The 26,999-nt window shown below is 72.4% G+C and carries 19 protein-coding genes; 5 read left to right on the top strand and 14 right to left on the bottom strand.

The window, feature by feature from the left end; translation table 11 throughout:
• Positions 1-8: 8 nt before the first annotated feature.
• The 6 genes from ACFULQ_RS18400 to ACFULQ_RS18375 form a co-directional block, all read right to left on the bottom strand.
• Positions 9-851 carry a nitrilase-related carbon-nitrogen hydrolase gene (locus tag ACFULQ_RS18400; protein WP_383544874.1) on the bottom strand — a complete coding sequence of 281 codons (843 nt, stop codon included), beginning with the start codon at positions 849-851 and terminating at the stop codon, positions 9-11.
• A 332-nt stretch (positions 852-1,183) separates the two neighbouring features.
• The gene (locus ACFULQ_RS18395) at positions 1,184-2,755 is read right to left on the bottom strand and encodes a PucR family transcriptional regulator (protein ID WP_383544872.1); all 1,572 of its coding nucleotides are present in this window, start codon (positions 2,753-2,755) and stop codon (positions 1,184-1,186) included.
• Between the two features lie 23 nt (positions 2,756-2,778).
• Positions 2,779-4,068 (bottom strand): aspartate aminotransferase family protein, encoded by a 1,290-nt coding sequence (locus ACFULQ_RS18390; protein ID WP_383544869.1) that lies wholly within the window; start codon positions 4,066-4,068, stop codon positions 2,779-2,781.
• Positions 4,065-4,907, bottom strand: coding sequence for a nitrilase-related carbon-nitrogen hydrolase (locus tag ACFULQ_RS18385; protein WP_383544866.1), 843 nt, complete (start codon positions 4,905-4,907; stop codon positions 4,065-4,067). The genes ACFULQ_RS18390 and ACFULQ_RS18385 overlap by 4 nt, the downstream gene beginning before the upstream one ends.
• 179 nt (positions 4,908-5,086) lie before the next feature.
• Complete coding sequence (locus ACFULQ_RS18380) at positions 5,087-7,174, bottom strand: hypothetical protein (RefSeq protein ID WP_383544864.1); 2,088 nt, start codon at positions 7,172-7,174, stop codon at positions 5,087-5,089.
• A 134-nt stretch (positions 7,175-7,308) separates the two neighbouring features.
• Complete coding sequence (locus tag ACFULQ_RS18375; protein WP_383544862.1) at positions 7,309-7,560, bottom strand: multiprotein-bridging factor 1 family protein; 252 nt, start codon at positions 7,558-7,560, stop codon at positions 7,309-7,311.
• Positions 7,561-7,592: 32 nt separating this feature from the next.
• Here ACFULQ_RS18375 and map point away from each other — a divergent pair, with 32 nt between their 5' ends.
• Both map and ACFULQ_RS18365 read left to right on the top strand, forming a co-directional pair.
• Positions 7,593-8,360, top strand: a complete 768-nt coding sequence (gene map / locus ACFULQ_RS18370; RefSeq protein ID WP_383544859.1) for a type I methionyl aminopeptidase — start codon at positions 7,593-7,595, stop codon at positions 8,358-8,360.
• A 240-nt stretch (positions 8,361-8,600) separates the two neighbouring features.
• The gene (locus ACFULQ_RS18365) at positions 8,601-11,123 is read left to right on the top strand and encodes an ATP-dependent Clp protease ATP-binding subunit (protein ID WP_383544856.1); all 2,523 of its coding nucleotides are present in this window, start codon (positions 8,601-8,603) and stop codon (positions 11,121-11,123) included.
• A 10-nt stretch (positions 11,124-11,133) separates the two neighbouring features.
• On the opposite strand, the gene ggt is transcribed toward ACFULQ_RS18365, so the two are convergent.
• On the bottom strand, positions 11,134-12,930 hold the full coding sequence (gene ggt / locus ACFULQ_RS18360; RefSeq protein ID WP_383544853.1) for a gamma-glutamyltransferase: 1,797 nt from the start codon (positions 12,928-12,930) through the stop codon (positions 11,134-11,136).
• A gap of 143 nt (positions 12,931-13,073) precedes the next feature.
• Between ggt and ACFULQ_RS18355 the strand changes: the two genes are divergently transcribed.
• Positions 13,074-13,829: a hypothetical protein gene (locus ACFULQ_RS18355; RefSeq protein WP_383544850.1), complete on the top strand. Its 756-nt coding sequence runs from the start codon at positions 13,074-13,076 to the stop codon at positions 13,827-13,829.
• Positions 13,830-13,945: 116 nt separating this feature from the next.
• The gene (locus tag ACFULQ_RS18350) at positions 13,946-15,511 is read left to right on the top strand and encodes a CocE/NonD family hydrolase (RefSeq protein ID WP_383544848.1); all 1,566 of its coding nucleotides are present in this window, start codon (positions 13,946-13,948) and stop codon (positions 15,509-15,511) included.
• A 170-nt stretch (positions 15,512-15,681) separates the two neighbouring features.
• On the opposite strand, the gene ACFULQ_RS18345 is transcribed toward ACFULQ_RS18350, so the two are convergent.
• Entirely contained in the window at positions 15,682-16,428 is a 747-nt protein-coding gene (locus tag ACFULQ_RS18345) for an amino acid ABC transporter ATP-binding protein (protein ID WP_383544845.1), read from the bottom strand.
• 126 nt (positions 16,429-16,554) lie between these two features.
• Positions 16,555-16,962 carry a DUF6278 family protein gene (locus ACFULQ_RS18340; protein WP_383544842.1) on the bottom strand — a complete coding sequence of 136 codons (408 nt, stop codon included), beginning with the start codon at positions 16,960-16,962 and terminating at the stop codon, positions 16,555-16,557.
• 179 nt (positions 16,963-17,141) lie between these two features.
• On the opposite strand from ACFULQ_RS18340, the gene ACFULQ_RS18335 reads away from it, so the two are divergent.
• Positions 17,142-18,884 (top strand): GDSL-type esterase/lipase family protein, encoded by a 1,743-nt coding sequence (locus ACFULQ_RS18335; RefSeq protein WP_383544840.1) that lies wholly within the window; start codon positions 17,142-17,144, stop codon positions 18,882-18,884.
• A gap of 10 nt (positions 18,885-18,894) precedes the next feature.
• Here ACFULQ_RS18335 and ACFULQ_RS18330 read toward each other — a convergent pair whose 3' ends face one another.
• The 5 genes from ACFULQ_RS18330 to ACFULQ_RS18310 all read right to left on the bottom strand — a co-directional run bounded on the left by ACFULQ_RS18330 (position 18,895) and on the right by ACFULQ_RS18310 (position 26,907).
• Positions 18,895-19,674 (bottom strand): exodeoxyribonuclease III, encoded by a 780-nt coding sequence (locus ACFULQ_RS18330; protein ID WP_383544838.1) that lies wholly within the window; start codon positions 19,672-19,674, stop codon positions 18,895-18,897.
• Between the two features lie 30 nt (positions 19,675-19,704).
• Complete coding sequence (locus tag ACFULQ_RS18325) at positions 19,705-20,340, bottom strand: MBL fold metallo-hydrolase (protein WP_383544836.1); 636 nt, start codon at positions 20,338-20,340, stop codon at positions 19,705-19,707.
• Between the two features lie 26 nt (positions 20,341-20,366).
• A complete protein-coding gene (gene pcaC / locus ACFULQ_RS18320; RefSeq protein WP_383544833.1) occupies positions 20,367-21,665 on the bottom strand; it encodes a 4-carboxymuconolactone decarboxylase in 1,299 nt (432 codons plus the stop codon).
• 146 nt (positions 21,666-21,811) lie between these two features.
• On the bottom strand, positions 21,812-24,007 hold the full coding sequence (locus ACFULQ_RS18315; protein ID WP_383544830.1) for an SWIM zinc finger family protein: 2,196 nt from the start codon (positions 24,005-24,007) through the stop codon (positions 21,812-21,814).
• Positions 24,004-26,907: a DEAD/DEAH box helicase gene (locus tag ACFULQ_RS18310; protein ID WP_383544919.1), complete on the bottom strand. Its 2,904-nt coding sequence runs from the start codon at positions 26,905-26,907 to the stop codon at positions 24,004-24,006. The genes ACFULQ_RS18315 and ACFULQ_RS18310 overlap by 4 nt, the downstream gene beginning before the upstream one ends.
• Positions 26,908-26,999: the final 92 nt, after the last annotated feature.

Genomic DNA, 26,999 nt, shown 5'->3' with positions numbered 1-26,999 from the left:
GTCGGCTGTTACGGTGCCGTCAGCGGCTCGTACGCGTCCGGGCGGCGGTCGCGGTAGAACTGCCAGCGGTCGCGGACCTCGCGGAGCTTGGCCAGGTCCAGGTCGCGGACGACGAGTTCGGTCTCCTTGTCGCTCGCCACCTCGCCCACGAACTGCGCCTCCGGGTCGACGAAGTACGTCGTGCCGTAGAAGTCGTTGTCGCCCAGCTCCTCGACGCCCACCCGGTTGATCGCGCCGACGAAGTACTCGTTGGCGACCGCCGCGGCCGGCTGCTCCAGCTGCCACAGGTAGGCGGACAGTCCGCGCGAGGTGGCCGACGGGTTGAAGACGATCTCGGCGCCCGCGAGCCCCAACGCCCGCCAGCCCTCCGGGAAGTGGCGGTCGTAGCAGATGTACACGCCGATCTTCCCGACCTTGGTGTCGAAGATCGGCCATCCCAGATTGCCGGGGCGGAAGTAGAACTTCTCCCAGAATCCCGGCACTTGGGGGATGTGGTGCTTGCGGTACTTGCCGAGGTACGAGCCGTCCGCGTCGATCACCGCGGCGGTGTTGTAGAGGACGCCGGGCTGCTCCTCCTCGTACATCGGCAGGATCAGGACGATGCCCAGCTCCTTGGCCAGCGCCTGGAATCGCTTGACGATCGGCCCGTCGGGGATCTGCTCGGCGTACTCGTAGAACGCCTTGTCCTGGACCTGGCAGAAGTACGGCCCGTAGAACAGCTCCTGGAAGCACAGGACCTGAGCACCCTGCGCGGCCGCGTCCCGGGCCGCCTGCTCGTGTACTTGGATCATCGACTCCTTGTCGCCCGTCCACGCGGTCTGGAAGAGGGCGGCACGAATCACTCTGCTCATCGGGACCTCCGGTCGCTCGGTGTGCTGGGGCGGGCGCCGGAAGTTCCGTCGTCTGCCCGAAGGGCAGGCCCTGCGGCGTCCGGTGCGTGCTCTCGGCGTGCCGCGGACAAGCCCTCGTACTGGTTGTACGTGGGCTTGTGCGCGGTGCGGCGAGAGGGCGTGCCGGGCGTCGTGGGGCAGACGGAACTTCCGGTGCCCGCCCCAGAAGAGTAGGAAGTCCGAAAACCGGCTTTGAGTTGCACGGTGTCACGTCTGCGGGCGCGTGGCGTGCCACCGTGTCACCCTGTCGCGAGCCCATGTTTCACCGCCGTTTTCCCAGGTCATGGCATGTTTCAGCTCTGTTGCGCGTCGTGCGCGAGGAGCGCGATGTGCACCGACGCGGCCTGCTCGAAGTCGTCGAGGTCGACACCGAGCCGACCCTGTATCGCCTCCAGCCGCCGGTAGAGCGCGGGACGCGAGACGTGGTGGAGCTGGGCGGTGCGGGACTTGTTGCGGCCGGTGGCGAGATAGGTGCGCAGCACGGCGAGCAGATCGTCCGCGGCACCGGAGCCCGCGTCGCACAGCAGCCCGTCCAGCTCCCGCTCCGCGAAGGACTGCACATGCGGGTCGTCCCGCAACAGCCTGATCAGGCCCCGCAGATGGACGTCCTTGAGGCGTACGACGGCCGGGAGGTCCAGCGCCCCGGACGCCACGGCATCGGCCACGTGCCGGGCCTCGCGCATACCGGCGGGCACGTCGTCCCACGCGGTACGGGGATCGGCCGCCGCCACGACCGATCCGGTGAGCCGGGCCGCGAAGTTCGCCGTGAGGACGGTGGCGTCCTGGTCCCGGGCCAGGCTGAGCAGCACGGCGGTGGCGCCGTCGGCGAGCTCGGCGACGATCCCGGGCAGCCCCAACAGCCGTAGCACGCGGTCGAGTTCGGCCGGATCGCCGTCCCGTACGACGAGCGGTACGAAGGTGCGGCGGTTGACCGGCAGTCCGGCCGCCCGCGCGCGGGGCAGCAGCTGCCGCGCCGGTACGACCCCGCTGACCAGGTCGGTGAGCAGGCTCTGCGCGGACTGTTCCTCCCAGGTGTGCGCGGAGGTGCCGCCGAGCATGCGGTGCAGGACGAGGGACTCGGCGGCGCGGTCGGCGAGCAGCCGCCCGGTGGCGGTGTCGCCGCGGTAGCCGCACAGCATGATCTGGCCCCAGCGTTCCCCGCGCCCGCCGAGTTCGGCGCGGATCCAGCCGTCGCCCGCGCTGCCCCCGGCCTGGCGGGCGATGCGCTCCCAGTCGCGCAGCACGTCGTCGACCGCCGAGCGCTCCCCCGCGGTGGCGAGGACGCGGTGGGCGAGGTTGGTGACGACGACGGGGCAGCCGCTGTGGTGGGCGATCTCGTCCAGCAGGTGCTGGAGCGGGGCGCCCGCGGTGATGAGTCCGGTCAGGGCGGTGCGGACGGCCTCGGACATGCTGACGGCGGCGAACTTCCGCCGCACCAGCCGGGCCTGGACCTCCTCCGTCAACTCCGCGAAGGGGAAGGGCCGGTGGAGGACCACCATGGGCAGTCCGCAGCGCTCGGCGGCCCGCCGCATCACGTCCGGCGGGGCCGGGAAGGCGCGGCCGAGTCCGAGGACCACGGCCGCGGCCTCCGCGCGGTGCAGGGACTGGATGTACTCGGCCTGCTTGTCCTCGTCGCCGGCGAGCAGCACTCCGGTGGTGAGGACCATCTCGCCGCCGCTGAGCATCACTCCGACGTCGGCGGCCTCGGCCACGTGCACCCAGCGCACGGCCCGGTCGAGCTGCCCGGCACCGGCCACCACCTCGGGCTCCCCGGCGAGGACCCGCTCCAGCATGAGGACCTGGCGGACCGAGAGGGTCGGCTCCGAGGACTCCAGAGGCTCCAGGGGCTCCAAGGTGGCGCTCATGACGGTGTTCCCTTGCTGTGGACCTACTGGATGGTGCTCCTCAGAGCGTGTTCGAGGATCGCGGCGCCCTCTTCGGCCTCCGCGACGGTCAGGGAGAGCGGCGGGGCGATCCTGAGGGCGCTGGTGTTGTGCCCGCCGCCCTTGCCGAGCAGAAGCCCCTCGGCGCGGGCGGCCTCCAGCACGGCGGCCGCGGCCTGCGGATCGGCCTCGTCGGTGCCGGGCTTCACCAGCTCGACGCCGAGCATCAGCCCGCGCCCCCGCACCTCCCGTACGCCCGGGACCTGCGCGGCGACGGCCCGCAGCCGCTCGATGAGCAGTCCGCCGACCCGCCGGGCGTTGCCCTGGAGGTCGTGTTCCAGGAGGTACGACAGGTTCGCGAGGCCGGCCGCCATGGTGATCTGGGTGCCGCCGAAGGTGGAGATGCTGTTGGAGTCCAGGCAGTTCATGATCTCGGCGCGGGCCACCACCCCGCCGATGGACATGCCGTTGCCGATGCCCTTGGCGAAGGTGAGGATGTCCGGCGGACCGGACTGCGCGTGCGCCTGCCAGCCCCAGAAGTGGTCGCCGGTGCGGCCCCAGCCGGTCTGCACCTCGTCGGCGATCCACAGGATGCCCCGCTCGTGCAGCACCTCGCGGAAAGCGGCGTAGAGGCCGTCGGGCGGGGAGGTGAAGCCGCCGACGCCCTGGATCGGCTCGGCGATGAGGGCGGCGGGCGGGCGGGTGTGGCCGAGGAGGTCCTTGAGGTCCTCGACGCAGGCCGCGATGAAGTCGTCGTCGCTCAGGGCGGCGTACGGGCCGCGGGTGCGCACGCCGCCGTGGACGTACAGCGTCTGGAGCGGGGACAGCGAGGTGGGTGACCAGCCGCGGTTGCCGGTGATACCGACCGCGCTGAAGGAGCGGCCGTGGTAGCTGTTGCGCATCGCCAGGATCGTGTTGCTGCGACGGTAGGTCGTGGCGAGCAGCAGGGCGGTGTCGTTGGCCTCGGTGCCGGAGGTGGTGAAGAAGACCCGGGCGTCCGGGATGCCGGACAACTGGCTGATCCTCTCGGCCAGTTCCACCATCGGCCGGTTGAGGTACAGAGTGGACGAGTGGATGATCCTCCCAGCCTGTTCGCTCACCGCCTTGGTGATCTCGGGCAGCGCGTGCGCGGTCATCGTGGTGAGGATGCCGCCGAAGAAGTCGAGGTACTTGTTGCCCTCGGAGTCCCAGACGTGCCGGCCCTCGCCGTGCGTGATCTCCAGCGGCTCCTCGTAGTACAGGGCGAGCCAGTCGGGCAGGACGGCGCGGTGGCGTCCCAGCAGGTCCTTGGTCACGGCTGCACCAGCCCTTCGTAGGCGTCGGGGCGGCGGTCGCGGTAGAAGGCCCACTGCTGGCGCACTTCCTCGATGAGGCCGAAGTCCAGGTCGCGGACGACCAGTTCCTCCTCCTTGTCGCTCGCCGTCTCCCCCACGAACTGGCCGCGCGGGTCGACGAAGTACGACGTGCCGTAGAAGTCGTTGTCGCCGTACTCCTCGACGCCGACCCGGTTGATGGCGGCGATGAAGTACTCGTTGGCAACAGCGGCCGCGGGCTGCTCGAGGCGCCACAGGTAGGAGGACAGGCCCCGGTGCGTGGCGGACGGGTTGTAGACGAGCTGGGCGCCGTTGAGCCCGAGCTGCCGCCAGCCCTCCGGGAAGTGGCGGTCGTAGCAGATGTAGACGCCGACCTTGCCGACGGCGGTGTCGAAGACGGGCCAGCCGAGGTTGCCGGGCTTGAAGTAGTACTTCTCCCAGAAGCCCTTGACCTGTGGGATGTGGTGCTTGCGGTACTTGCCGAGGACGCTGCCGTCGGCGTCGATGACGACCGCGGTGTTGTAGTAGAAGCCGGACTGCTCGACCTCGAACACCGGCACCACGATCACCATGCCGGTCTCGCGCGCGAGTTCCTGCATGCGCGTGGTGGTGGGGCCGTCGGGCACCGGCTCGGCCCAGCGGTAGTGCTCGGGTTCCTGGACCTGGCAGAAGTAGGGCGCGTTGAACACTTCCTGGAACCCGATGATCTTCGCGCCCTGTCGGGCCGCCTCGCGGGCGTGCTCCTCGTGTTTCGCCACCATGGAATCGGTGTCGCCGGTCCAGGTGGCCTGGACCAGAGCGGCACGTACGACGTTGGCCATGAGCTGCTCCTTCGGCGGGTCGTCAGAGCCTCTACGCCCGTAGATCAGACCGTAGAGGGACGAACGTAAGCCTCCTGGGAAGGCTTGCCAAGACCATCGTCGTTAACCCGCGAAGTCGATCACGTTTCACACTCCAGTGGAGGAGTGTCGTGCCCGGTCACGGGCTTGTGGGGGACCTGTCAGGCGGAGAATCCGGCGACCCGCAGGGCGTGCACCAGGTCCCAGTGCCGCTCCTGGGAGACGGTCTTCGCGGCCGCGAGGAGAAGCGGGACGAGGGTCCGCGGGTCCGGTTCGGCGCTGCGGGCGGCCTCCTCGGGGGTGCGGACGCGGACGTACGCGTCGAGGAGCGCGGAGACCTCGCGGCGGCGCCCCTCGGCGACCAGCGCGAGGACGGCCGCGCCGATCTCCGCGGCCGGCCGTGCGACCCCCTGGCGGAGCACCTGCTCCCCGTCGGCGCTCCGCCCGGCCGCGACCAGCGCGTCCGCGGCGGCCACCAGCCGCTCGGCGGGCAGCGAGGCCGCCTCCCAGAGCAGCGTCGCCCAGTCGGCGCCGAGCCCGGCGCGCTGGAGCTCCGCGGCGAGCAGCGGGAAACGGTCGGCGGGCCAGTGGGCGACCTCGACGAGCAGGGCGTGCGCCTCGCCGGTACGGCCCTCCGAGCGCAGCCGCACCAGCGTCGCGACGGTGTCGGCGGTCTCCCGCAGCGCCGCGTCCTCGGCACCCTTCTTCTCACCCTGCGCCCGAGTCGGCCCGGACTGCGGCCCGTCCGCTGCGTCGGCCGCCCCGGCGAACCGCGCGCCGCGCGGAGTACGGCCCTGTGCGGCTGGCGCGGTGGGCAGATCCGGTACGGCGGTCGGGGGTACGACGACGGGCCCTGCCTCCGCCTCCTCCATCCCGGCGAACCGGGCACTGCCACGGCGACGCTTGCGCTGCTTGGCGGGGGCCTGCGGCTGCTCGGCAGGGGGTGCCTGCCGGGGGGTGTCGGCCCGGGGGGTCTCGCCGTCGGGGGCGGTCCCGGTCGGCGCCTGCCGGCTGTCGTACGGCGCCTCGAAGGCGTCGACCCCGCTGGGCTGGTGGGTGCCGTACCCGGGGCGGACGGCTTCGTCGGGTGCCGTCGGCCGTGGGCCGTATCCGGGACGGAGGGCTTCATCGGGCGCCGCCGATTGCGGGCCGTACCCGGGGCGAACGGCTTCGTCGGGTGCCGTCGGCCGTGGGCCGTACCCGGGGTGGCTCCCCTCGGCGGGGCCCGGTCCGGTGGCCGGGGTGGGGGCGGGGCGGTGTGGGGCGTGGCCGGTGCCGGCGGCCTCCGTGGGCGCCGCGAACGTGGAGCCGCGCTGCTGGGGGATGTCCGGGAAGCCGGCTCCGGGAGCGTCGCCGGGACGGCCGTCCCCCGCACCGTGGGCGCGTGCCGGGTGACCGGCGTCCGTCTGGTCGCCGCCTGCTCGGCCGCCGCCGCGCCCCAGGCGCCCGAAGACGCCCTCCCTGCGCGCGCCACCCCCGTGACCGCCGTCCACGAAGCCGCCGCCCGCGTGCCCCGCGTCCTCACGCTCGCCCGTCCCGGCGCCCCCGCTCACCTGCCCGTCGCCGTCGGCCCAGGCTCGCTCCCCCGACCCGCCGTGCACCTGCCCGTCGGCCCAACCCCCGGGCCCTCCGTCCTCGCACGCCCCCCGGAACGCCCCGGCGTCCCCGGCCTGGCCCTGGCGGAAGGCTCCTTCGCCCTCCGCCCGCCCCCGTCGGATCCCACCGGCCCGGTCGCCCAGCGTGCGGTGGTCCAGCGTGGTCATACGGGACTGGAGTTCGGCGCAGCGGCGTACCGCGCGTTCGTGGTCGTCGCGGGCCCAGGCGAGGTCGAGGCGGAGGGCGTCGGCCTGCTCCTGGGTGGTGGCCGCCGCGAGCAGGCGGCCCAGTTGGGCCTGCCGTTCCGCGGCATAGCGCTGTTCGCGGAGCATGACGTCGAAGCGGTCACGGAGGGCGTCCCGGCCGCCCGGACGGGCGTCGTGGGCGGTCTGCGCGGCGGCGTGCAGCGGACGGGCCCGCTCCGCCTCGGCCCGCGCCGCCTCGGGGCCGTACGCCATGGCGAGGTCCTGGAGGAGCGCCTCCACCACGTCCCAGGGCGGGATCTCCCGGCCGTCCAGGCACGCTTGCATACCGTCGGGATCGCGCTGCCAGAACACCGCGCACCAGCCGGCGCCCTGGTCAAGACGCGCCAGCACAGCGTCCAGGTAGGCCACGAACTCCCGCACCTGACCCGGGAGTTGATCCACTGCCATCGCTCAACTCCCGTTAGACCGGAGCACTCCGGTCCGTAAGGCAACACCAGCAGTGTTACGAACGGGCTACGGCAAGTTTTCAAAGGCGCAGCAGCAGTCTCCTGACGCACCCTCGGCCACTGGCCGAACTCCCCTCACACGCCCGCCGGCTCGCACAGTCCGGCCAACTCGTCCATCGACAGCGCGAGCGCCCGGGCGAGCGCGGCGACCGTGAAGAACGCCGGGGTCGGCGCCCGTCCGGTCTCGATCTTCCGGAGGGTCTCCGCGGAGATTCCGGCGCTCGCGGCGACCTCGGTCATGCTGCGGCTGCCACGCGCCTCGCGCAGCAGCCGGCCGAGCCGCTCGCCGCGTTCGCGTTCTTCGGGAGTGAGAGGGGTGCGCACCATGCCCCCATTCTAATACCGGTATAGTAATTGGCATGGTGGAACTGAAGACGGACACATCGATGGATGCCATGTACGAGGCGGGACAGGTCGTCGGGCGTGCCCTGACAGCCGTGGAGCAGGCCGCTGACGTGGGCGTATCCCTGCTGGAGCTGGACGAGGTGGCGCGCGGGGTGCTGCGCGGGGCCGGGGCGTCCTCGCCCTTCCTCGGCTACCGGCCCACCTTCGCCACCACCCCCTTCCCCGCCGTCATCTGCGCCTCCGTGAACGACGCGATCGTGCACGGCATCCCGACCGGCTACCGACTGCGCGACGGCGACCTCGTCTCGATCGACTGCGGTGCCCAACTCGGCGGCTGGGCGGGCGACTCGGCGATCAGCTTCACGGTCGGCCGGCCGCGCCCCGAGGACGTACGGCTGATCGAGACCGCCGAGCGGGCCCTCGAAGCCGGGATCGAGGCCGCGGTCGTGGGCAACCGCATCGGGGACATCGCGCACGCGATCGGCACGGTGTGCCGCGCCGGGGGCTACGGCATCATGGACGACTTCGGCGGCCACGGCATCGGCCGCCGTATGCACGAGGACCCGCCGGTCCCCAACGAGGGGCGCCCGGGGCGGGGTCTGGCCCTGCGGCACGGCATGGTGCTCGCGCTGGAGCCGATGCTCATCGCCGGCGGCACCGACGCGTACCACGCGGCGCCGGACGGCTGGACGCTGAAGACGAACGACGGCTCGCGGGCCGCGCACGTCGAGCACACGGTCGCCGTCACGGACACCGGGCCACGCGTCCTGACCGCCCGCTGAGTCGGCGTGCGTCCCCGGACGAGGCGCGCACCCGGATCCTCGGACCGGGCCTGTGAACTGCCGTTCTGGTACGACCACTGGACGTGCCCCACTCTCCCATCCGTGCGAAGGTGTAACCGGCTGGCACCCGGGTTACCCGACCCCGGCACGTCGATCAGCGAGGGCGTCCCCGGCCCTCCCCCCATCCTCGGACGGGCTCGGCTCGGGGGGACCCCCATGGGGATGCCGGATGGGAACGCCATGACCAGCGGATTCAGCGGACCGGAAGGCTATGACGCCTTCGGAGAGTTCCTCGCCCGTTTCTTCGGCGGACCACGTCCCGGTCCGCGGCAGATCAACATCGGCCAGCTGCTGAGCCAGCCGGCCCGGGAGCTGGTGCGGGGGGCGGCCCAGTACGCCGCCGAGCACGGCAGCCGGGACCTGGACACCCAGCATCTGCTGCGGGCCGCGCTCGCCGCCGAGCCGACCCGGTCCCTGCTGACCCGGGCGGGTGCCGATCCCGACTCGCTCGCCTCGGAGATCGACGAACGCTCCGGCCCGGTCCAGCACCAGCCGGAGGAGGCCCCGCCGCCGACCTCGCTGTCGCTGACCCCGGCCGCCAAGCGGGCCCTGCTGGACGCGCACGAGCTGGCCCGGGCCCGGGGCGCCGGTTACATCGGCCCGGAGCACGTGCTGAGCGCCCTGGCCGCGAACCCGGACTCGGCGGCCGGGCACATCCTCAACTCGGCCCGTTTCGCCTCCACCGGTCTGCCTCCCGAGGCGTCCCCGGACGCTGGCCAGCCCCGCACCGAGGCACAGCGCGCCACGACCACCCCGACCCTCGACAAGTACGGCCGCGACCTCACCGACCTGGCCCGCCAGGGCCGTATCGACCCGGTGATCGGCCGGGACGACGAGATCGAGCAGACCATCGAGGTCCTGTCCCGGCGCGGCAAGAACAACCCGGTGCTCATCGGGGACGCGGGCGTCGGCAAGACCGCCATCGTGGAGGGTCTGGCCCAGCGGATCGTGGACGGGGACGTGCCCGACGTACTGACCGGGCGCCGGGTCTTCGCCCTCGACCTGACCGGCGTGGTCGCGGGCACCCGCTACCGGGGCGACTTCGAGGAGCGCCTGACGAACATCGTGGGCGAGATCCGCGAGAACTCCGACCGGCTGATCGTCTTCATCGACGAACTGCACACCGTCGTCGGGGCCGGCGGGGGCGGCGAGGGCGGCTCCATGGACGCCGGGAACATCCTCAAGCCCGCCCTGGCCCGCGGCGAGCTGCACATCGTGGGCGCGACCACGCTGGAGGAGTTCCGCAGGATCGAGAGGGACGCGGCCCTGGCCCGCCGCTTCCAGCCCATCCTGGTCCCGGAGCCCACGGTGGCGGACGCCATCGAGATCCTGCGCGGCCTCAGCGACCGCTACGAGGCCCACCACCAGGTCCGCTACACCGACGAGGCGCTGGTGGCGGCCGTCGAGCTCTCCGACCGCTACCTCACCGACCGCCGGCTGCCGGACAAGGCGATCGACCTCATCGACCAGGCGGGCGCACGGGTACGCCTTCGCGCGCGCACCAAGGGCACGGACGTACGGGCCCTGGAGCGCGAGGTCGAGCAGCTCGCCCGGGACAAGGACCAGGCGGTCACCGACGAGCAGTACGAGCAGGCCACTCGACTGCGGGACCGGATCACGGAGTTGAAGCAGCGGATCGCCGAGGCCACCGGGGGCGCCGAGGCCGACGAGGGCCAGCACCTGGAGGTCACCGTGGAGGCCATCGCCGAGGTGGTGTCCCGGCTCACCGGCATCCCGGTCAGCAGCCTCACCGAGGAGGAGAAGGACCGCCTGCTCGGCCTGGAGCAGCACCTGCACGAGCGGGTGGTCGGCCAGGACGAGGCCGTACGGGTCGTCTCGGACGCGGTCCTGCGCTCCCGCGCGGGCCTCGCGAGCCCGGACCGCCCGATCGGCAGCTTCCTCTTCCTCGGCCCGACCGGCGTCGGCAAGACCGAACTGGCCCGCGCCCTGGCCGAGTCACTGTTCGGCAGCGAGGAGCGCATGGTCCGCCTCGACATGAGCGAGTACCAGGAGCGCCACACCGTGAGCCGTCTGATCGGCGCCCCGCCCGGCTACGTGGGCCACGAGGAGGCGGGCCAGCTGACGGAGGTCGTCCGCAGGCACCCGTACTCGCTGCTCCTCCTGGACGAGGTGGAGAAGGCCCACCCGGACGTCTTCAACATCCTCCTCCAGGTCCTCGACGACGGCCGCCTCACCGACTCCCAGGGCCGCACGGTCGACTTCACCAACACGGTCATCGTCATGACCAGCAACCTGGGCTCGGAGGCGATCACCCGCAGGGGCGCGGGCATCGGCTTCGGGTCGGGCGGATCCGACGCGGACGAGGAGGCCCGCCGGGAACAGATCCTGCGCCCCCTGCGGGACCACTTCCGCCCCGAGTTCCTGAACCGCATCGACGAGATCGTCGTCTTCCGCCAGCTCACCGGCGAGCAACTGCGCCAGATCACCGAGCTGTTGCTCCAGAGCACCCGCCGCCTGCTCCGGGCCCAGGGCGTCGAGGTCACCTTCACGGACAGCGCGGTGGACTGGCTCGCGGAACGCGGCTACCAACCGGAGTACGGCGCCCGCCCGTTGCGCCGCACGATCCAGCGGGAGGTGGACAACCAACTGTCCCGCCTGCTCCTGAACGGCACGATCAAGGACGGCGACCAGGTGACGGTGGACACGGGACCAGATGGACTGACATTCACCGCGACTCCCTAGGGGCAGACAACTACGGCGCGGGATACACCACTTGCGCAGACCCCCCACCCCGCCGAACAGTCTCAGCAGCCGCCAGCCACTTCCCACCAGGCAACCGCTGCACACCCGTAGCGGCCCCGATCTCCGGATTCAGCTTGAACGAATGCCCGATGGCCTCCAGTTGGGACCGCGTCCCACTGCTGTACAACGCCGGCTCCAACTCCGTCTGCGCGGCGTTCCGCTGGCTCGCCCGGGGCGCGGCGATCGCGTCCACCAACGGCAGCCCCCGGTCCACGAACTCCGTCAGCACCTGAAGCACGGTGGTGATGATGGTCGCCCCACCGGGCGAACCCAGCGCCACCACCGGCTTGTTCTGCCGGTCGAGCACGATCGTCGGCGAGATGGAGGACCGCGGCCGCTTGCCGGGACCGGGCAGGTTCGGGTCGTGCACCGCGGGGTTCGCCGGCGCGAAGGAGAAGTCCGTCAGCTCGTTGTTGAGGATGAAGCCGCGTCCGGGCACGGTGATCGCGCTGCCGCCGGTCTGCTCGATGGTCAGCGTGTAGGAGACGACGTTCCCCCACTTGTCGGCCACCGTCAGATGCGTGGTGTTCTCGCCCTCGTACGTCGTCGGAGCCGCCGTCCCACTGTTCGCGCAGGCCCCGGGATTCCGCGGGTCCCCGGGCGCCAGCGGACTCGTCAGCACCGCGTCGTCCTTGATCAGGCAGGCCCGCGAATCGGCGAACTTCTTCGACAGCAGCCCCTTCGTCGGTACGTCCTCGAAGGCGGGGTCGCCGACCCAGCGCCCCCGGTCCGCGAAGGAGATCCGGCTCGCCTCGATGAAGTGGTGCAGGTACTGCACCTCACTGGCCTTCGAAAGGTCGGTGTGCTCAAGGATGTTGAGAGCCTCACCGACCGTCGTGCCGCCGGAGGAGGAGGGCGCGATGGAGTAGACGCCGAGCCCGCGGTAGGAGGTCTTGGTCGGCTTCTGGAGCTTGGCCCGGTAGGCGGCGAGGTCCTTCTCGGTCAGGTCCCCGGGACGGGCGTTCCAGCCCGAGGCCGGGTCCACCGGAGGGTGGTTCACGGTGTCGACGATGTCGTCGCCGAGGTCGCCCCGGTAGAGCGTGTCGACGCCCTTGCGCCCCAGCTCCGCGTAGGTGCGGGCGAGGTCGGGGTTCTTGAAGGTCGAGCCCACGACCGGCAGTTGACCGCCCGGCAGGAAGAGCTTCGCTGTGTCGGGGAAGTACCGGAACCGCGTCTCGTTGGAGGCGGTCTGCGTGCGGAAGGTGTCGTCCACCACGAACCCGTCCCGCGCGATCCGCTCTGCGGGCTTGAGGACGGTGCCGAGGGATCTGCTGCCCCACCGGCCGAGCGCCGTGGCCCAGGTGGCCGGGGTGCCCGGGGTCCCGACGCTCAGTCCGCTGCTGACGGCGTCGGCGAAGGCGAGCGGCTTGCCGTTCTCCACGAACAGGTTGGAGTCGGCGCTCAGCGGTGCCGTCTCTCGGCCGTCGATGGTGTGGACCGTACGGGACTTGGCGTCGTAGTAGACGAAGTAGCCGCCCCCGCCGATGCCGGAGGAGTAGGGCTCGGTGACGCCGAGCGCGGCGGCGGTGGCGACGGCCGCGTCGACCGCGTTGCCGCCCTTCCTGAGGACTTCGATGCCGGCGGCGGAGGCGTCCGCGTCGACGCTGGAGACGGCACCCCCGTAGCCGACGGCGACGGGCACTTTCTGCGGTGCCGAGGTGCTCTGCGGCGGCGCTGCCGCCCCCACCGACACCACAGCGGCCGAGACCGCCAGGACCGACAGTTTCCGCGCGACAGGGCGACGCATCCGTACCTCCAGTCAGGGCCGTCCGCGCAGCGTAACCACATCACCGTGGCCCCGACAGTCCTCTTCGGGACAGGTGTCATGCGAATGCCACACTTCGAACACCGGTACGTAGGAGTCGTGTCGGCCCGCTAGCATGCGCGCCCATGACAGACGACGTGCGCAACATCGTCCTGGGCGTGGTGGCGGCGGGCATCAGCGCGTCGCTCGGCTGGCTCGCCCGGACGTACCTGTGGAGGCGGAAACTCCGCCGCAAGCAGGCCTTCTTCGGGCTGCCGGACAACTCCGAGTCGCTGCTGGTCGTGAACCGGGACGCGGGCAGCACCGATCTCTCGGTGCACCGCTACGACGTGTTCGCGCTGCTCGAACTCTCCGCCCTCATCAAGGACTGCGGCGCGAACGCCGAGGTGATCACCCAGGACGCGGCCCGGCAGGGCTTCGGGGAGCGCACGGAGTTCTGCGTCGGCGGTCCCACGTCGAACCGGCGCATGATGGCGCACATCGCCGCCATGCTTCCCGGGGTGCTGGTGAAGGTCGAACCGGCGGAATCCGGCCCGGTCCGCATGACGTACCAGATCGGCAGCGAGCGCTACCTCCTGGAGAAGGGGGTGTCCGAGTACGTCCTGCTCGCCCGCCTCACCGCCGGCCAGCCCGGCCGGAGCAGGCCCGTCTTCCTGTTCTGCGGCCAGACCGCGATCACCAACCAGGCCGCGACCCGCTACCTGGCCCGCAACCACGAGCGGCTGTCCCGCAAGTACGGCACCAGCTCCTTCGTCCTGCTGCTGAAGGTGGTCAACTCGCAGGCGTACGGCCCCGATGTCGCCGAACTGGTCGCGGACGTGACGCGCGCGGCCCAGACACCGTTGCCGGTGGCCGCACGGAACTCCCACCGCGCGTCCTGAATTCATTCACACGACAACAATCGTTACTCCCACGTAACTTACCGACGGGTTACTTGCGGTAAGCGGTCGAGGTTACCGTCTGGTCACTTTGCACTGACACGAGTAGGGAGTGACCCGTGGGACACCCTCGCAAGGCCCTGCGTACGACCACCGTGGGCGCCGTCTGCGCGACGCTGATCGCCGGTGGCGCCCTCGGACTCGCCCCCAGCGCCCAGGCGGCCGGCACCGTCCGCTTCGTCGACATCGCCGGCGACGGCGGCACCGTCCTCAAGGCGAACGTCCTCACGCCCGCCGGAGCCGACGGCACCCGGCGCTACCCACTGCTCGTCCTGCCCACCAGTTGGGGCCTGCCCCAGGTCGAGTACCTCGCCCAGGCCAAGAAGCTGGCCGACTCCGGTTACGTGGTGGTCAGTTACAACGTGCGCGGGTTCTGGCAGTCAGGCGGAGAGATAGAAGTGGCGGGCCCGCCCGACACGGCGGACGCGTCCAAGGTCATCGACTGGGCGCTCGCCAACACCCCTTCCGACGCCCGGCGCATCGGCATGGCGGGCGTCTCGTACGGCGCCGGCATCAGCCTGATCGCCGCCGCGCACGACAAGCGCGTCAAGGCGGTCGCCTCGCTCAGCGGCTGGGCCGACCTGATCGACTCGATCTACTCGGGGCGCACCCAGCACGTCGAGGCCGGTGCCGTGCTGGACGGCGCGAGCCTGGTGACCGGCCGCCAGAGCGCCGAGGTCCGGCAGATCTTCGACAACTTCTACGCGTCGAACCTGTCGAAGGAGCAGGAGATGATCGATTGGGGGAAGAAACGTTCTGCCGTCACCTACGTGGACCAGCTCAACCAGAACGGCACGGCGGTCCTGCTGGCCAACGCGTGGGGCGACACGGTCTTCGCGCCCAACCAGGTCGCGGACTTCTACCAGAGGCTGACCGGCCCGAAGAGACTGGAGCTCAGGCCCGGCGACCACGCGACCGCCGAGATCCCCGGGCTGTTCGGACTGCCCAACGACGTCTGGACCGACACCGGGCGGTGGTTCGACCACTACCTCAAGGGCGAGGACAACGGGATCGACCGCGAGGAGCCGGTCCAGCTCAAGTCCCGTTCCACGGACGGCTACGAGGGCTACCCGGACTGGAAGTCCGTCGGCGCCGCACGGGAGAAGATCGCCCTGTCGGGCACCACCACGATCCACACCAACGTCGACTCGGGCGCGGACGGCGGGATCGTCTTCCTGTCCAGCATCCTCGACCAGATCGCCCGGATTCCCCCGGTCGCCTCGATCCCCCTGCTCCCCCGCCGCTGGGCCGCCGTATGGCAGTCGGGCAAGTACGCCACCGCCCAACGGGTGCGCGGCACCGCCGAGTTGCACACCACCCTCACCCCGACCAAGGAGAGCGGCACCCTCGTCGCCTACCTGTACGACGTGGGGCCGCTCGGCCTCGGCAAGCTGGTCTCCAACGCGCCGTACACCTTCCACGGGCGGACGCCCGGGAAGCCGTTCGACGTCGACCTGGAGCTGTTCTCCACGGCCTACGACGTCCCGGCAGGGCATCGTCTGGCCCTGGTGGTCGACACGGTCGACCCGCTCTACATCGAGCACAACCCGTCCGGCGCTCAGCTGACCTTCTCCTCGCCGGCGAACGACCCGTCGTACGTGTCGATTCCGCTGCGCGAGCAGTGATCTCCGGCCGGCGCCGGGCGGGTATGGCTCTGTGACTGCTGCCCCCTACGGTTCAAGGGCCGTGGGGGGACCCCCACCCGGCAGCAGCGTCCCTGGGGGTCCGGACGCCATCACCGCGGGGGTGAACGGACCATCGTAGTCGAGGCTCGCGAGCATGGCCGTCGCCCCTCTCAGTGCTTGAGGATCTTGGAGAGGAAGTCCCTGGCACGCTCGCTGTCCGGGTGGGTGAAGAAGTCCTCGGGCGCCCGGTCCTCGACGATGCGGCCGTCCGCCATGAACACCACGCGGTTGGCGGCCGAACGGGCGAAGCCCATCTCGTGGGTGACGACGACCATGGTCATGCCCTCCTGGGCCAGTTGCCGCATGACCTCCAGGACCTCGTTGATCATCTCCGGGTCGAGGGCCGAGGTCGGCTCGTCGAACAGCAGGGCCTTGGGCTCCATGGCGAGGGCGCGGGCGATGGCCACACGCTGCTGCTGGCCGCCGGAGAGCTGGGCGGGGTACTTGTCGGCCTGGTCGGCGAGGCCCACCCGGTCGAGGAGTTCACGGGAGCGCCGGTCGGCCTGCTCCCTCTTGCGCCCCCGGACCTTGACCTGACCCAGCGAGATGTTCTGCAGGACCGTCTTGTGGGCGAACAGATTGAAGGACTGGAAGACCATGCCGACCTCGGCACGGAGCCTGGCGAGGGCCTTGCCCTCCGCGGGCAGCGGCTGCCCGTCGAGCGTGATGGAACCGGACTTGATGGTCTCCAGGCGGTTGATCGTCCTGCAGAGCGTGGACTTGCCCGACCCCGAAGGGCCGATGACCACGACCACCTCCCCCTTGCCGACGGTGAGGTTGATGTCCTGCAGGACATGCAGCTCCCCGTAGTACTTGTTGACGTCACGCAGTTCGATCAACGGATCGACGACGGCCATGCCCAGCCCTACTCACTCTCAGCTGTGTCGTGGTTGCCGCAACCTATCGAGGCAAGATCGCACATAAAGAACGACACGCACTTTTCGGTCATTAGCCGTATTTACGCCGTACTTACGGCCATGGATTCACTCCTCGGCGACCTCCGCGTAGAGCTGCGAGAGCTCGGGCACCCCGCTGCCGGCCCACTCGTGACCGGCGGCCACGACATCGAACTCACGGCCGGATTCCAGCCGGATCACGGGCTGTCCGTCCGAGCGCAGATCCCAGGCCGCCCCCGGGACGGTCCGCACGATGACCGTGCCGAGATAGAGCCCGGCGTCGTTGCCCAGCCAGAGCAGGACCTCCTCGTCGTCGCGCCAGCCGGGCACCAACTGGTCGAGCGCCTCCAACGAGGCCTCCGTGTCGTCGAGTTCGACGCCCGACCGGGAGGCGTGGGAGCGCAGCAGCTCGCACTCGGCGAGGAGTTCGGCGATGCCCTCGGCGTCGCGGGTCCCGGGCTTGTCACTCCGGCCGCCCAGAAAAGGGATCTTCATACGCCCAGCGTGTCACTCACCCGGCCGCGTGCACCACAGGCGCGCGGTCCGCCGTTTCGGGTCGAGTTCGCGCATGGCGCGTTGACCTGCCACGGATGTCTCCCTAGTTTCGCGATGCGTTTTTTGTGCCGTGCGAGCAGAAGGAGCCGGCTGTGCACCGAGGTGTTCGTGGTGGTGCTGTGGTTCTCGCTCTGCTCGCGGCCCTCGCGCCGGCGGGCCGGGCCGTGGGGGCGGAACCGGTCCTGCGGGAGAGGTCGGTGCCGCTGCCTCTGGAGCGGCTCTTCGACAGCACCGCCGTCAGCGACGACGCCCGGCCCGGCGAGGCGGACCTCGACGGGTCGGGCGCCTCCCTCTCCGCGCAGGACCTCGCCGCCGCCGGCTGGACCCCCGGCCGCACCCTCACCGTGCAGGCGGCCAGGCTGACTTGGCCCGACCGGCGGGCCGGTGCTCCCGACCATGTCCGGGCCGCCGGGCAGGACGTCCGCGTGCGCGGCCGCGGGAACGCCCTCGCCTTTCTGGCCACGGGCACCCTGGGTCGACCCGTCGAGGGCTCGGGCTCGGTGACCTACGCCGACGGCAGCGGCTCGGCCTACCGGCTGTCGGTCCCCGACTGGCGGCGCGGCCCCCTCGCCACGAAGGCGGTCGCACTGCCGCACGTGAACACCCCCGAGGGTCAACTCACCGAGAAGGCACGGCTGTACGTCGTGACAGTGCCGCTGGCGCCGAACCGCGAGGTGGCTTCGGTACGGCTGCCGCACGCGCCCGGCATGCATGTGTTCGCGCTCGCCGTGCGGGCCAAGGCCCTGGGCTGGAGCGGGAGTTGGGCGGCGGCGACCTCCGGCTTCCTGGCCGTGGGTCCGTGGACCGACCGGACGCTCAGGCTCGTGGTGCACACCTCGGTGGGCGGGCCCCGGGTGCGGCTGCGGTTCGACAACACCTTCGCGGCGGCGCCGGTGCGGATCGGCGGCGCGAGTGTGGCGGTGCGGGAGGCGGGTGCGGCGGCGCGCGGGACACCGGTTGCGGTGGGCTTCGCCGGGGCACGCGGGGTCGAGATCCCGGCCGGGGCACAGGCGTTCAGCGATCCCCTCGGCTTCGAGGTGCCCGCGGGCGCCGATCTGCTGGTGAGCTTCCATCTGCCGGGGACGGTGGCGGCGGCTCCGCTGCACAGGCTCGGGGCGCAGCGGTCGTACGTGAGCGGGACCGGTGACCACACGGCCGACGGCTCGGCGGCGGCGTACACCTCGATCCTCACCACCCGGCCGCTGCTGACCGGTGTGGACGTGGGCGGTGGGCCGGGGTCCGTGGTGGTGCTCGGGGACTCGATCACGGACGGGACCAGGTCCACCACGGACGCCAACCGGCGCTGGCCGGATGTGCTGGCCGCACGGCTGCGCGCCCAAGGTGTGGTGCCGCACTATGGGATGCTCAACCAGGGGATCTCCGGGAGCCGTGTGGTCTTCGACGGGTATCCCGGTGACGGGGTCTCCACGGTCACCCAAGGGGTGAGCGCCCTCAGCCGGTTCGACCGGGATGTGCTCGCCCAGGCGTCGGTGCGTACCGCCGTGGTGTTCGAGGGGGTCAACGACCTGCGGTCGGGGGCGTCGGCGCGGGAGGTCGTGGCCGGGCTGCGGGAGCTCGCGGAGCGGGGGCACGCGCGCGGGCTGCGGATGCTCGGGGCGACGATCCTGCCCTGCGGGGGCGAGGCGCGGTGCACGGCCGCCGTCGACGCCGAGCGGGTCGCGGTCAACGCCTGGATCCGGGACGCCGGGGTGTTCGACGGCGTCCTGGACTTCGACAGCGTGGTGCGTGACCCGGCCCGCCCCGAGCGCATGCGGGCCGACTACGACAGCGGGGACCGTCTGCATCCGGGAGACGCCGGGCTGGCGGCGCTCGCGGAGTCGGTGGACCTGACGCTGTTGTGAGGGCCGGGACCTAGACGTCCAGGTCCACGACCACCGGCGCGTGGTCCGAGGCGCCCTTGCCCTTGCGCTCCTCCCGGTCGACGTAGGCGTCGGTGACGGCCTTCGCGAACGCCTCGTTGCCGTACACCAGGTCGATCCGCATGCCGCGGTTCTTCGGGAAGCAGAGCTGGCGGTAGTCCCAGTACGTGAACGGGTGGTCGTACTTCAGGGGGCGCGGGACCACGTCGGACAGGCCCGCCTCGCGCAGGGAGGCCAGGGCGGCACGCTCGGCCGGGGTGACATGGGTGAGGCCCTCGAAGGCGGCCACGTCGTAGACGTCGTCGTCCGTCGGCGCCACGTTGTAGTCGCCCAGGACCGCGAAGGGGCGGCTGCCGGCCGCGTCGCCGGCGACCGCGGCCCTCAGGGCCTCGAACCACTGGAGCTTGTAGGCGTAGTGCGGGTGGTCCACCTCGCGGCCGTTCGGCACGTACACCGACCACACGCGGACCGGGCCGCAGGTCGCGGAGATGGCGCGGGGCTCGGGGGCGCCGTCGTAACCGGGGTCGCCGGGCAGGCCCTTGACGACGTCCTCCAGGCCCACCCGGGAGATCACCGCCACGCCGTTCCACCGGCCGGTCGCGTGCACCGCCGCCTCGTAGCCCGCCTCGCGCAGCTGGTCGAACGGGAACTGCTCCTCGGCGAGCTTGGCCTCCTGGAGGCACAGCACATCGGTGCCGGTGCTCTCCAGCCAGGCCAGCAGCCTCGGGAGCCGGGCGGTGATCGAGTTGACGTTCCAGGTCGCGATGCGCATGCCTGACAACCTACCGGGCGGCACTGACACTCACAGAGACGTGCTCTCCCCCGGCGCGAGACGCAGGTGCTCGGCGCCGCCGAGGGCGCCGATCTGGTTGTCGTAGATCGGACGGGCGAGGTCGGTGAGGAGGGCGTCGTGGATGTCGTAGGCGCGCTGCGGCTTGACCTCGCGGACGTAGTCGATGACCTCGGAGATCTTGCTCCAGGGGGCCATGACGGGCAGCATCAGCGTCTCGACGGCCTGGTCGGGGACGGTGAGGGCGTCGCCGGGGTGGAAGACGCGGCCGCCGTCGATCAGGTAGCCGACGTTGGTGATGCGCGGGATGTCCGGGTGGATCACCGCGTGCAGTTCGCCGTGGACCTGGACGTCGAAGCCGGCGGCGGTGAAGGTGTCGCCGTGGCCGACGGTGTGCACGCGGCCCGGGAAGGCGGCCGAGATCTTCTCGGCGACCGACCGCAGCGTCCAGATCTCGGCGGCCGGGTTGGCCTCCAGGGCGGTGCGCAGCCGTTCCTCGTCGAAGTGGTCGAGGTGCTCGTGGGTGACGAGGATCGCGTCGGCGCCGAGGGCGGCGTCCTCCTCGCTGAACCCCCCGGGGTCGAGGACGAGGGTCCGTCCGTCCTTCTCCAGGCGGACGCAGGCGTGCGACTTCTTCGTGAGCTTCATGGCATCCATACTGCCTCCGCCCGCGCTCAGTCGGTCGGCGTGGTCTCCTCGCGGATGACCTGCTGGGCCACCTTGAAGGCGCTGTTGGCCGCCGGGACCCCGCAGTAGACGGCCGCCTGGAGGAGCACCTCCTTGATCTCGGCGGGGGTGAGGCCGTTGCGCAGGGCGGCCCGGGTGTGGAAGACGAGCTCGTCCAGGTGCCCGCCGGCCACCAGCGCGGTGAGGGTGGCGACGCTGCGGGAGCGGCGGTCGAGGCCGGGCCGGTCCCAGATCTCGCCCCAGGCGTAGCGGGTGACGAACTCCTGGAAGTCGCCGGAGAACTCGTCGGCCTGCGCCAGCGCCCGGTCCACGTGGGCGTCGCCGAGCACCTCCCGGCGGACCTTGATGCCCGCGTCGTACGGGTCGGCCCGGACGGCGCTCTGGGGGGCCGGGGCGACCGGGGCGATCTCGGCGATCGGCACGGGCTGCGGCGGGGCGGCCGCCAGGACCGGCTTGACGGGGGCCGCGGGGATCGCGGTCTGGCCGGTGGCGGAGTCGAAGGCGGGCTGCCAGGCCGTGGAGAAGTGTCTGACCAGGAGGTCGGTGACGGCCGCGGGCTGCTCGACCGGCACCAGATGGGAGGCGCCGGGCACGACCGCGAGCCGGGCGTCCGGGATGCCCGCGACCAGGGTGCGGGCCTCGGCCGGTCCGGTGACCTGGTCGTCGGAGCCGACGAGGACCAGCGTCGGCACCCCGACGCTCGCGAGCTCGGCCCGCACGTCGAAGGCGGCGAGCGCCTCGCAGGCCGCGATGTAGCAGCCGGGGTCGGTGGTGCGCACCATCTGCACGGCCCAGTCGGTGATCGCGGGCTGGGCGGCGGCGAACCCGGAGGTGAACCAGCGCTCCGGGGACGTCCGGGCGATGGGGTCGAGCCCGTTCGTCCGGACGATCACCCCGCGCTGGCGGAACTCGTCGGCGCTGCCGAAGCGGGGCGAGGCGGCGATCAGCGCGAGCGAGGCGAGCCGGTCCGGGTGGCGCAGCGCCAACTCCATGCCGACGGCACCGCCGAGCGCGCAGCCCGCGTAGCCGAAGCGCTGCACCCCGAACCGGTCGAGGGTGGCGAGCAGCCGGTCGGTGAGGTCGCCGACGGAGCCCGCCGGGTAGGCGTGGGCGCCGCCGTGTCCCGGCAGATCGAACCGGAAGACCCGCCACTGCTTGATCAGGTCGGGGACCTGGCGGTCCCACATGTGCCACGTGGTCCCGAGCGACGGGCCCAGAATCAGGACCGGGGCGTCTTCCGGGCCGTCGAATCGGTACTGGAGGGCAGGGGTCGTCGTCTCACTCACGGCCCCCACGCTAACCGCCTTTTCCTACGGTCCGGACCCGGAGCCCCCGCACCCCACAGCGGGCTCCCGAACATCACCGGCCAACCCTCACACCGTCTTCACGGGATGTCCGAGCGCTGTGCTGTGCGGCCGTACGGAGGGTCCGCTCACAGGTCGCTCGGGGTGCCCAGGCCGGTGAGAGCGCCGACCGGGTCGAGGTCGGGAGTGCCGCGGGGCCACCAGTCGTCGTGGCCCGGTTCGGACTCGTAGGCGTACCACAGGCCGTCGCGGCCCAGGCGGAGCTGGACATGGCCGCGGGGGTGGGTGAGGTGGTTGCGCCAGGGCCGGAAGGCGGGCAGGTCGGCGGCGAGCAGGAGGGGCCGGGCGCGGTCGAAGCGGCCGGCCGGCGGGTCCCAGGGCTCTTCGAGGACGGCGAGGCCTTCGAGGCCGCCCTGGCGCCAGGCGGCGACCGCGCGGGCCAGATCGGCCGGGGAGCGGTCGGTGGCGGCGGCCAGGGAGGCGTAGAGGGCGCGGGTGCCCGCGGTGAGTCCGGAACCGGGGCGGGCCGCGGCGAGCCGGACCGCGTCCTGCCACAGGGTCAGTTCGCCGACCGGGTCATGGCCGGTGCCGAGCAGGGCGTGGGCGCGGGCGGCGGCGTCGGTGGCCAGCTGGTCCAGGGCGAACGGGTCGGGGCCGCCCGGGGAGGCGGGGTACGCCGGTGGCTGCTCGGGGTGTGCGGGGACGGGCAGCGGGGCCGGGAGCGGCGGGAGCCGGCGGGGCGCGAGGGCTTCGCTCGCCCGTACGCCGGGCAGGGGGGCCGGCTCCTTCTCCTGTGCCGCGCGGGCGGCGCGGGCGGCGCTGAGGCGGGACAGCGCGTCGAGGAGTTCGCGTTCGCCCCGGCCGCGCAGCAGGAGCAGGACGAAGGGGTCGGCGTCGAGGAGGCGGGCGGTCTGGTAGCAGAGGGCGGCGGCATGCTTGCAGGGATGACCGCGGTCGGGGCAGCTGCACTGCGGTTCGAGGTCGCCGGGGCCGGGGAGCAGCGGCACTCCGCACTCCGCCAGCGACTGGGGCATCTCCCTGTCCAGCAGTGCGGCGATGTGTCCGGTGCGGTCGGCGGCGAGGTCCAGGAACCGGTCCCAGTCGGCGTCGCCGAGCGTCCGCAGGCGCACCTGTACCCGGTACGGGCGGGGGCGGCTCCCCTGCACGTACGCCAGCACGAGCCCCGGCGTCACGGTGATGGCGTCCACGTGCCCCTGCTCGGCGTAACCCCGGCCCCGCGCAAGCCGCTTGGCGTCCAGCGCGCCCTCCTCCAGGGCGGTGACCCAGGCATTGCCCCACCATGTGGCGGCGAACCGGGCGGCGTCCGAGGCGTGGGGAGGAAAGGCGGGGAAGGTGCGACGCAGGTCGCTGTCCCGGTTGGGGGCGGCCATGGAGTGGGCGTGGCGGGGGGTGGGCGGGAAGGTTTCATCGAGAGTGGGAGTGGGAGCGGCCTGGGAGGAAGTCCCTTCCTGGGAAGGGCCGTTGTCCTCGTGCCGCTCCTCCGGCCCGGTCACGTCGTCAGGCATCCGGAAGGCGTCCGCCAGCAACTCCCGTACGTCACGGGCTCGTACACCGGCAGCCGGACGGGGTGCAGGCATCCGGTCCCGCGACGGGGTCCGCGTGCCGCGCCGCGACCGACGTGCGAGAGCGGCCTCCGCCTCCGCGGCCTCGGCGTCCGCCCGCCGCTTGCGTGCCGCCCGCAGCGCCTCGCGAGCGGCGTCCCCGGGGCGCACGTCCGAAGGGCGGGGGGTGTCGTCGAGGGCGGGTGGAGCGGGTGCAGCGGCTTCTTCGGTCCGGTCCGGTTCCTCACTCGCGGAACCGGGGGCGGGGGCGGAGGCGGGACCGGGGGCGGGGGCGGGGGCGGGACCGGGGGCGTCGACCGCACCTGCGTCGGCCCGACCTGTGCCGTCATCCGCACCCGCCGGGATCGAGTGACGCCGGGCAGCGACGGCCTCCCGCAGTGCGGCACGGGCCGCGTCACCTGGTCGATGCTCGGGCGGGGCGGGGTCTTCCAGGGCATCCTCGGACACCGCACCGGCTGTGCCCTGCCCACCGGACACCCCGGACCCGTCACCCTCTACGGACACCCGAGCAGCCGCACCCTCATCCGCCGAGCGAGCCCTCTCCTCCGCGGTGAAGCCGGCCGGCTCCTCCACGGCGGCACTGTGCGCCCCCTCCGCCGCTGAACTCTCCACCCCCTGGACCACAAAGTCGTCCGGCCTCTCCGGCTCAGGACCGTGAGCCTCCTCACCCGCGGACCCCGTGGCCCGCTCCCGTGCCGCCCGCAGGGCCCGGCGGGCCTCGTCCGCGGGGCCCGGGGTCATGACGGCCTCCTCAGGGAGACCAGGTCGGTCAGTTCACGGTCCGTGAGTTCGGTGAGGGCGGACTCGCCGGAACCGAGGATCGCGTCGGCGAGGGCCCGCTTGGACTCCAGCATCTCCGCGATGCGGTCCTCCACCGTGCCCTCGGTGATGAGGCGGTGGACCTGGACGGGCTGGGTCTGGCCGATGCGGTAGGCGCGGTCGGTGGCCTGCTCCTCCACGGCCGGGTTCCACCAGCGGTCGAAGTGGACCACATGGCCCGCGCGGGTGAGGTTGAGGCCGGTCCCCGCCGCCTTCAAGGACAGCACCAGGACCGGGATCGCACCGCTCTGGAAACGGTCCACCATCCGCTCCCGCTCCGGCACCGGCGTGCCCCCGTGCAGCAGGTCCACCGGGATCGCGCGGGCGGCGAGGTGCGCGGTGATGAGGCGGGCCATACCGACGTACTGCGTGAAGACGAGCGCCGAGCCGTCCTCCGCCAGCAGGGTGTCCAACAGCTCGTCCAGCAGGGCCAGTTTGCCCGAGCGGGCGGCGAGGCGGTCACCCGCCGCCGGCGGCACCTCCTCCTTCAGGTACAGCGCGGGATGGTCGCAGATCTGCTTCAGCGCCCCCAGCAGCTTCAGCACCAGCCCCCGGCGCGCGATGCCCTCCGCCGTCTCGATGGCCAGCATCGACTCGCGCACCACCGCCTCGTACAGCGAGGCCTGTTCGCGGGTGAGCGGGACCGGGTGGTCGGTCTCCGTCTTGGGCGGCAGTTCGGGGACGATGCCCGGGTCGGACTTCTTGCGGCGCAGGAGGAAGGGCCGGACCAGTCGGGCCAGCCTGGTCACCGCCTCCTCGTCCTCGCCGTTCTCCACCGCGCGCGCGTGCCGGGCGCGGAAGGACTTCAGCGGGCCGAGGAGCCCGGGGGTCGTCCAGTCGAGCAGCGCCCACAGCTCGGAGAGGTTGTTCTCGACCGGGGTGCCGGTGAGGGCCACGCGCGCGGGCGACGGGATGGTGCGCAGGGCCTTCGCGGTCGCCGAGTAGGGGTTCTTCACATGCTGGGCCTCGTCCGCGACGACCATGCCCCAGTGCTGCTCCGACAGCCGGGCCGCGGCCGCCCGCATGGTGCCGTACGTGGTGAGGACGAAACCGCCCTCCAGGTCGTCCAGGCTGCGCTCCGTGCCGTGGAAGCGGCGGACGGGGACGCCGGGTGCGAAGCGGGTGATCTCCCGCTGCCAGTTGCCCAGCAGGGAGGCGGGACAGACGACGAGGGTCGGCTCGCGGCGCGCCCGGCGCAGGTGCAGGGCGATGACGGTGATCGTCTTGCCGAGTCCCATGTCGTCGGCGAGGCAGCCGCCGAGGCCGAGGGAGGTCATGAGGTCCAGCCAGGCGAGGCCGCGGAGCTGGTAGTCCCGGAGGGTGGCGTGCAGGCCGGGCGGGGGTTCGGCGGGGTGCACGCCGGTCGTCAGGCGGTCGCGCAGGGCGGCGAGCGCGCCGACCGGCACCGCCTCCACGGTCTCGCCGTCGACCTCCGCGCTGCCGGTGAGGGCCACCGAGAGCGCGTCGACCGGGTCGAGCAGGCCCAGTTCGCGTTTGCGGGCCTTGCGGACGAGGGCGGGATCGACCAGCACCCACTGGTCCCTGAGGCGTACGACGGGTCGGTGGGCCTCGGCCAGCGCGTCCATCTCGGCCTCGCTGAGCGGGTCGCCGCCGAGCGCCAACTGCCAGCGGAACTGGAGGAGTTCCTCGCTCTCGAAGAAACCGGTGCCGTCGGTCGCCGAGCCCGGCGCGGGGCGTACGACCGCGGCCGCGGTGAGGTCCTGCGCCAGGTCCCGCGGCCAGTGCACCGCCACCCCGGCCGCGGCGAGCCGGGTCGCCGCCACGCCGAGCAGATCGCCCAACTCCTCGTCGGACAGGGCCAGTACGTCGGGGACATCCTGCTCGGAGAGCCGGTCCAGCGGTGGCCAGACCCGGGCCGCACGCCGCACGGCGAGGGCGGCGTCCACGCGTGCGCGTGGTCCGAAGACGGCGTCGGCGGCGCCCGCCCACAGCGCCGCCGCGTCGGTCACCAGGGTCGGGTCGGCGAGGCTGTGCACCTGGACGATCGCGGCGCCCGCGCTGCGCGCCCCGGCGTCGTCCGGGTGGAAGAGGTTGTACGCCGACAGGTCCAGGCGGAGCGAGATCCGCACGCCCGCGTCCATGCCCGCGGCGACCTCGGCGGCCCAGTCGTGGGCGTGCGGCAGCCGCTGGGGTGCGCGGGCGGCGAAGGGTTTGCCGGAGGCGAAGGGGGCGGCCGGGGTGCGGGGCAGGGTGTCCGCGACCGCGTCCAGGAAGGAGCGCATCAGCGCTTCCGGCTCCGGCAGCCGCAGCGGGCCGGGCCCCGGCAGCGGGACCGCGTGGCCCTCGTACGGCAGGGCGGCGGCGACCGCGCGCAGGTGGGCGATGTCGTCGGGGTCCAGGGGGCCGGCCCGCCAGGCGTCATGGCCGGTGGCGGTCAGGCCGGGCAGCAGGCGCCCTCGGGCGGTGAGCCGCAGCGCGTGCAGGGCGGCCGCGCCCCAGCAGGCGGTGGCGGGATGGGCGCCGGGGTCGCGCCGGGCCCGGACGAGCAGCGGGAGGGCCTCGCCGACCGGCAGCGAGAGGGCGGGAGCGGTCCGGCGGCGGACTCCGGCGCCATGCGGTCGTACGACGGTGAGCTCGGTGAGCTCGGTGAGCTCGGCCGACGCGGGGCCGGTCTCGGTGAGCTCGGTGGGCAGGGGGGTGTCCTCGGGGTCCCAGAACGCGACGCGGCCCTCACGGGGAAGGGGCGCGGGGAGGAAGACCGCGGCGAGTCGCACAGGGACGGCCGCTCCCTGCCGCTCGGCTGCTTCCTGCCGCTCGGCTGCTCCCTGCCCCTCGGCCGGTCCCTGCCGCTCGACCACCATGGCCCGGTCGCTCATACGTCCTGTCACCTCCCGCCCGCGTGTCGGATCAGTCGTCTTCGACTCTACGGGCGGGGTCTGACAATCGGCTCCGG

Source organism: Streptomyces sp. NPDC057253, assembly GCF_042669125.1.
Lineage (GTDB): Bacteria > Actinomycetota > Actinomycetes > Streptomycetales > Streptomycetaceae > Streptomyces.
Note: the sequence above shows the minus strand (reverse complement) of the source record. Positions and strands in the feature narration are given on the sequence as shown.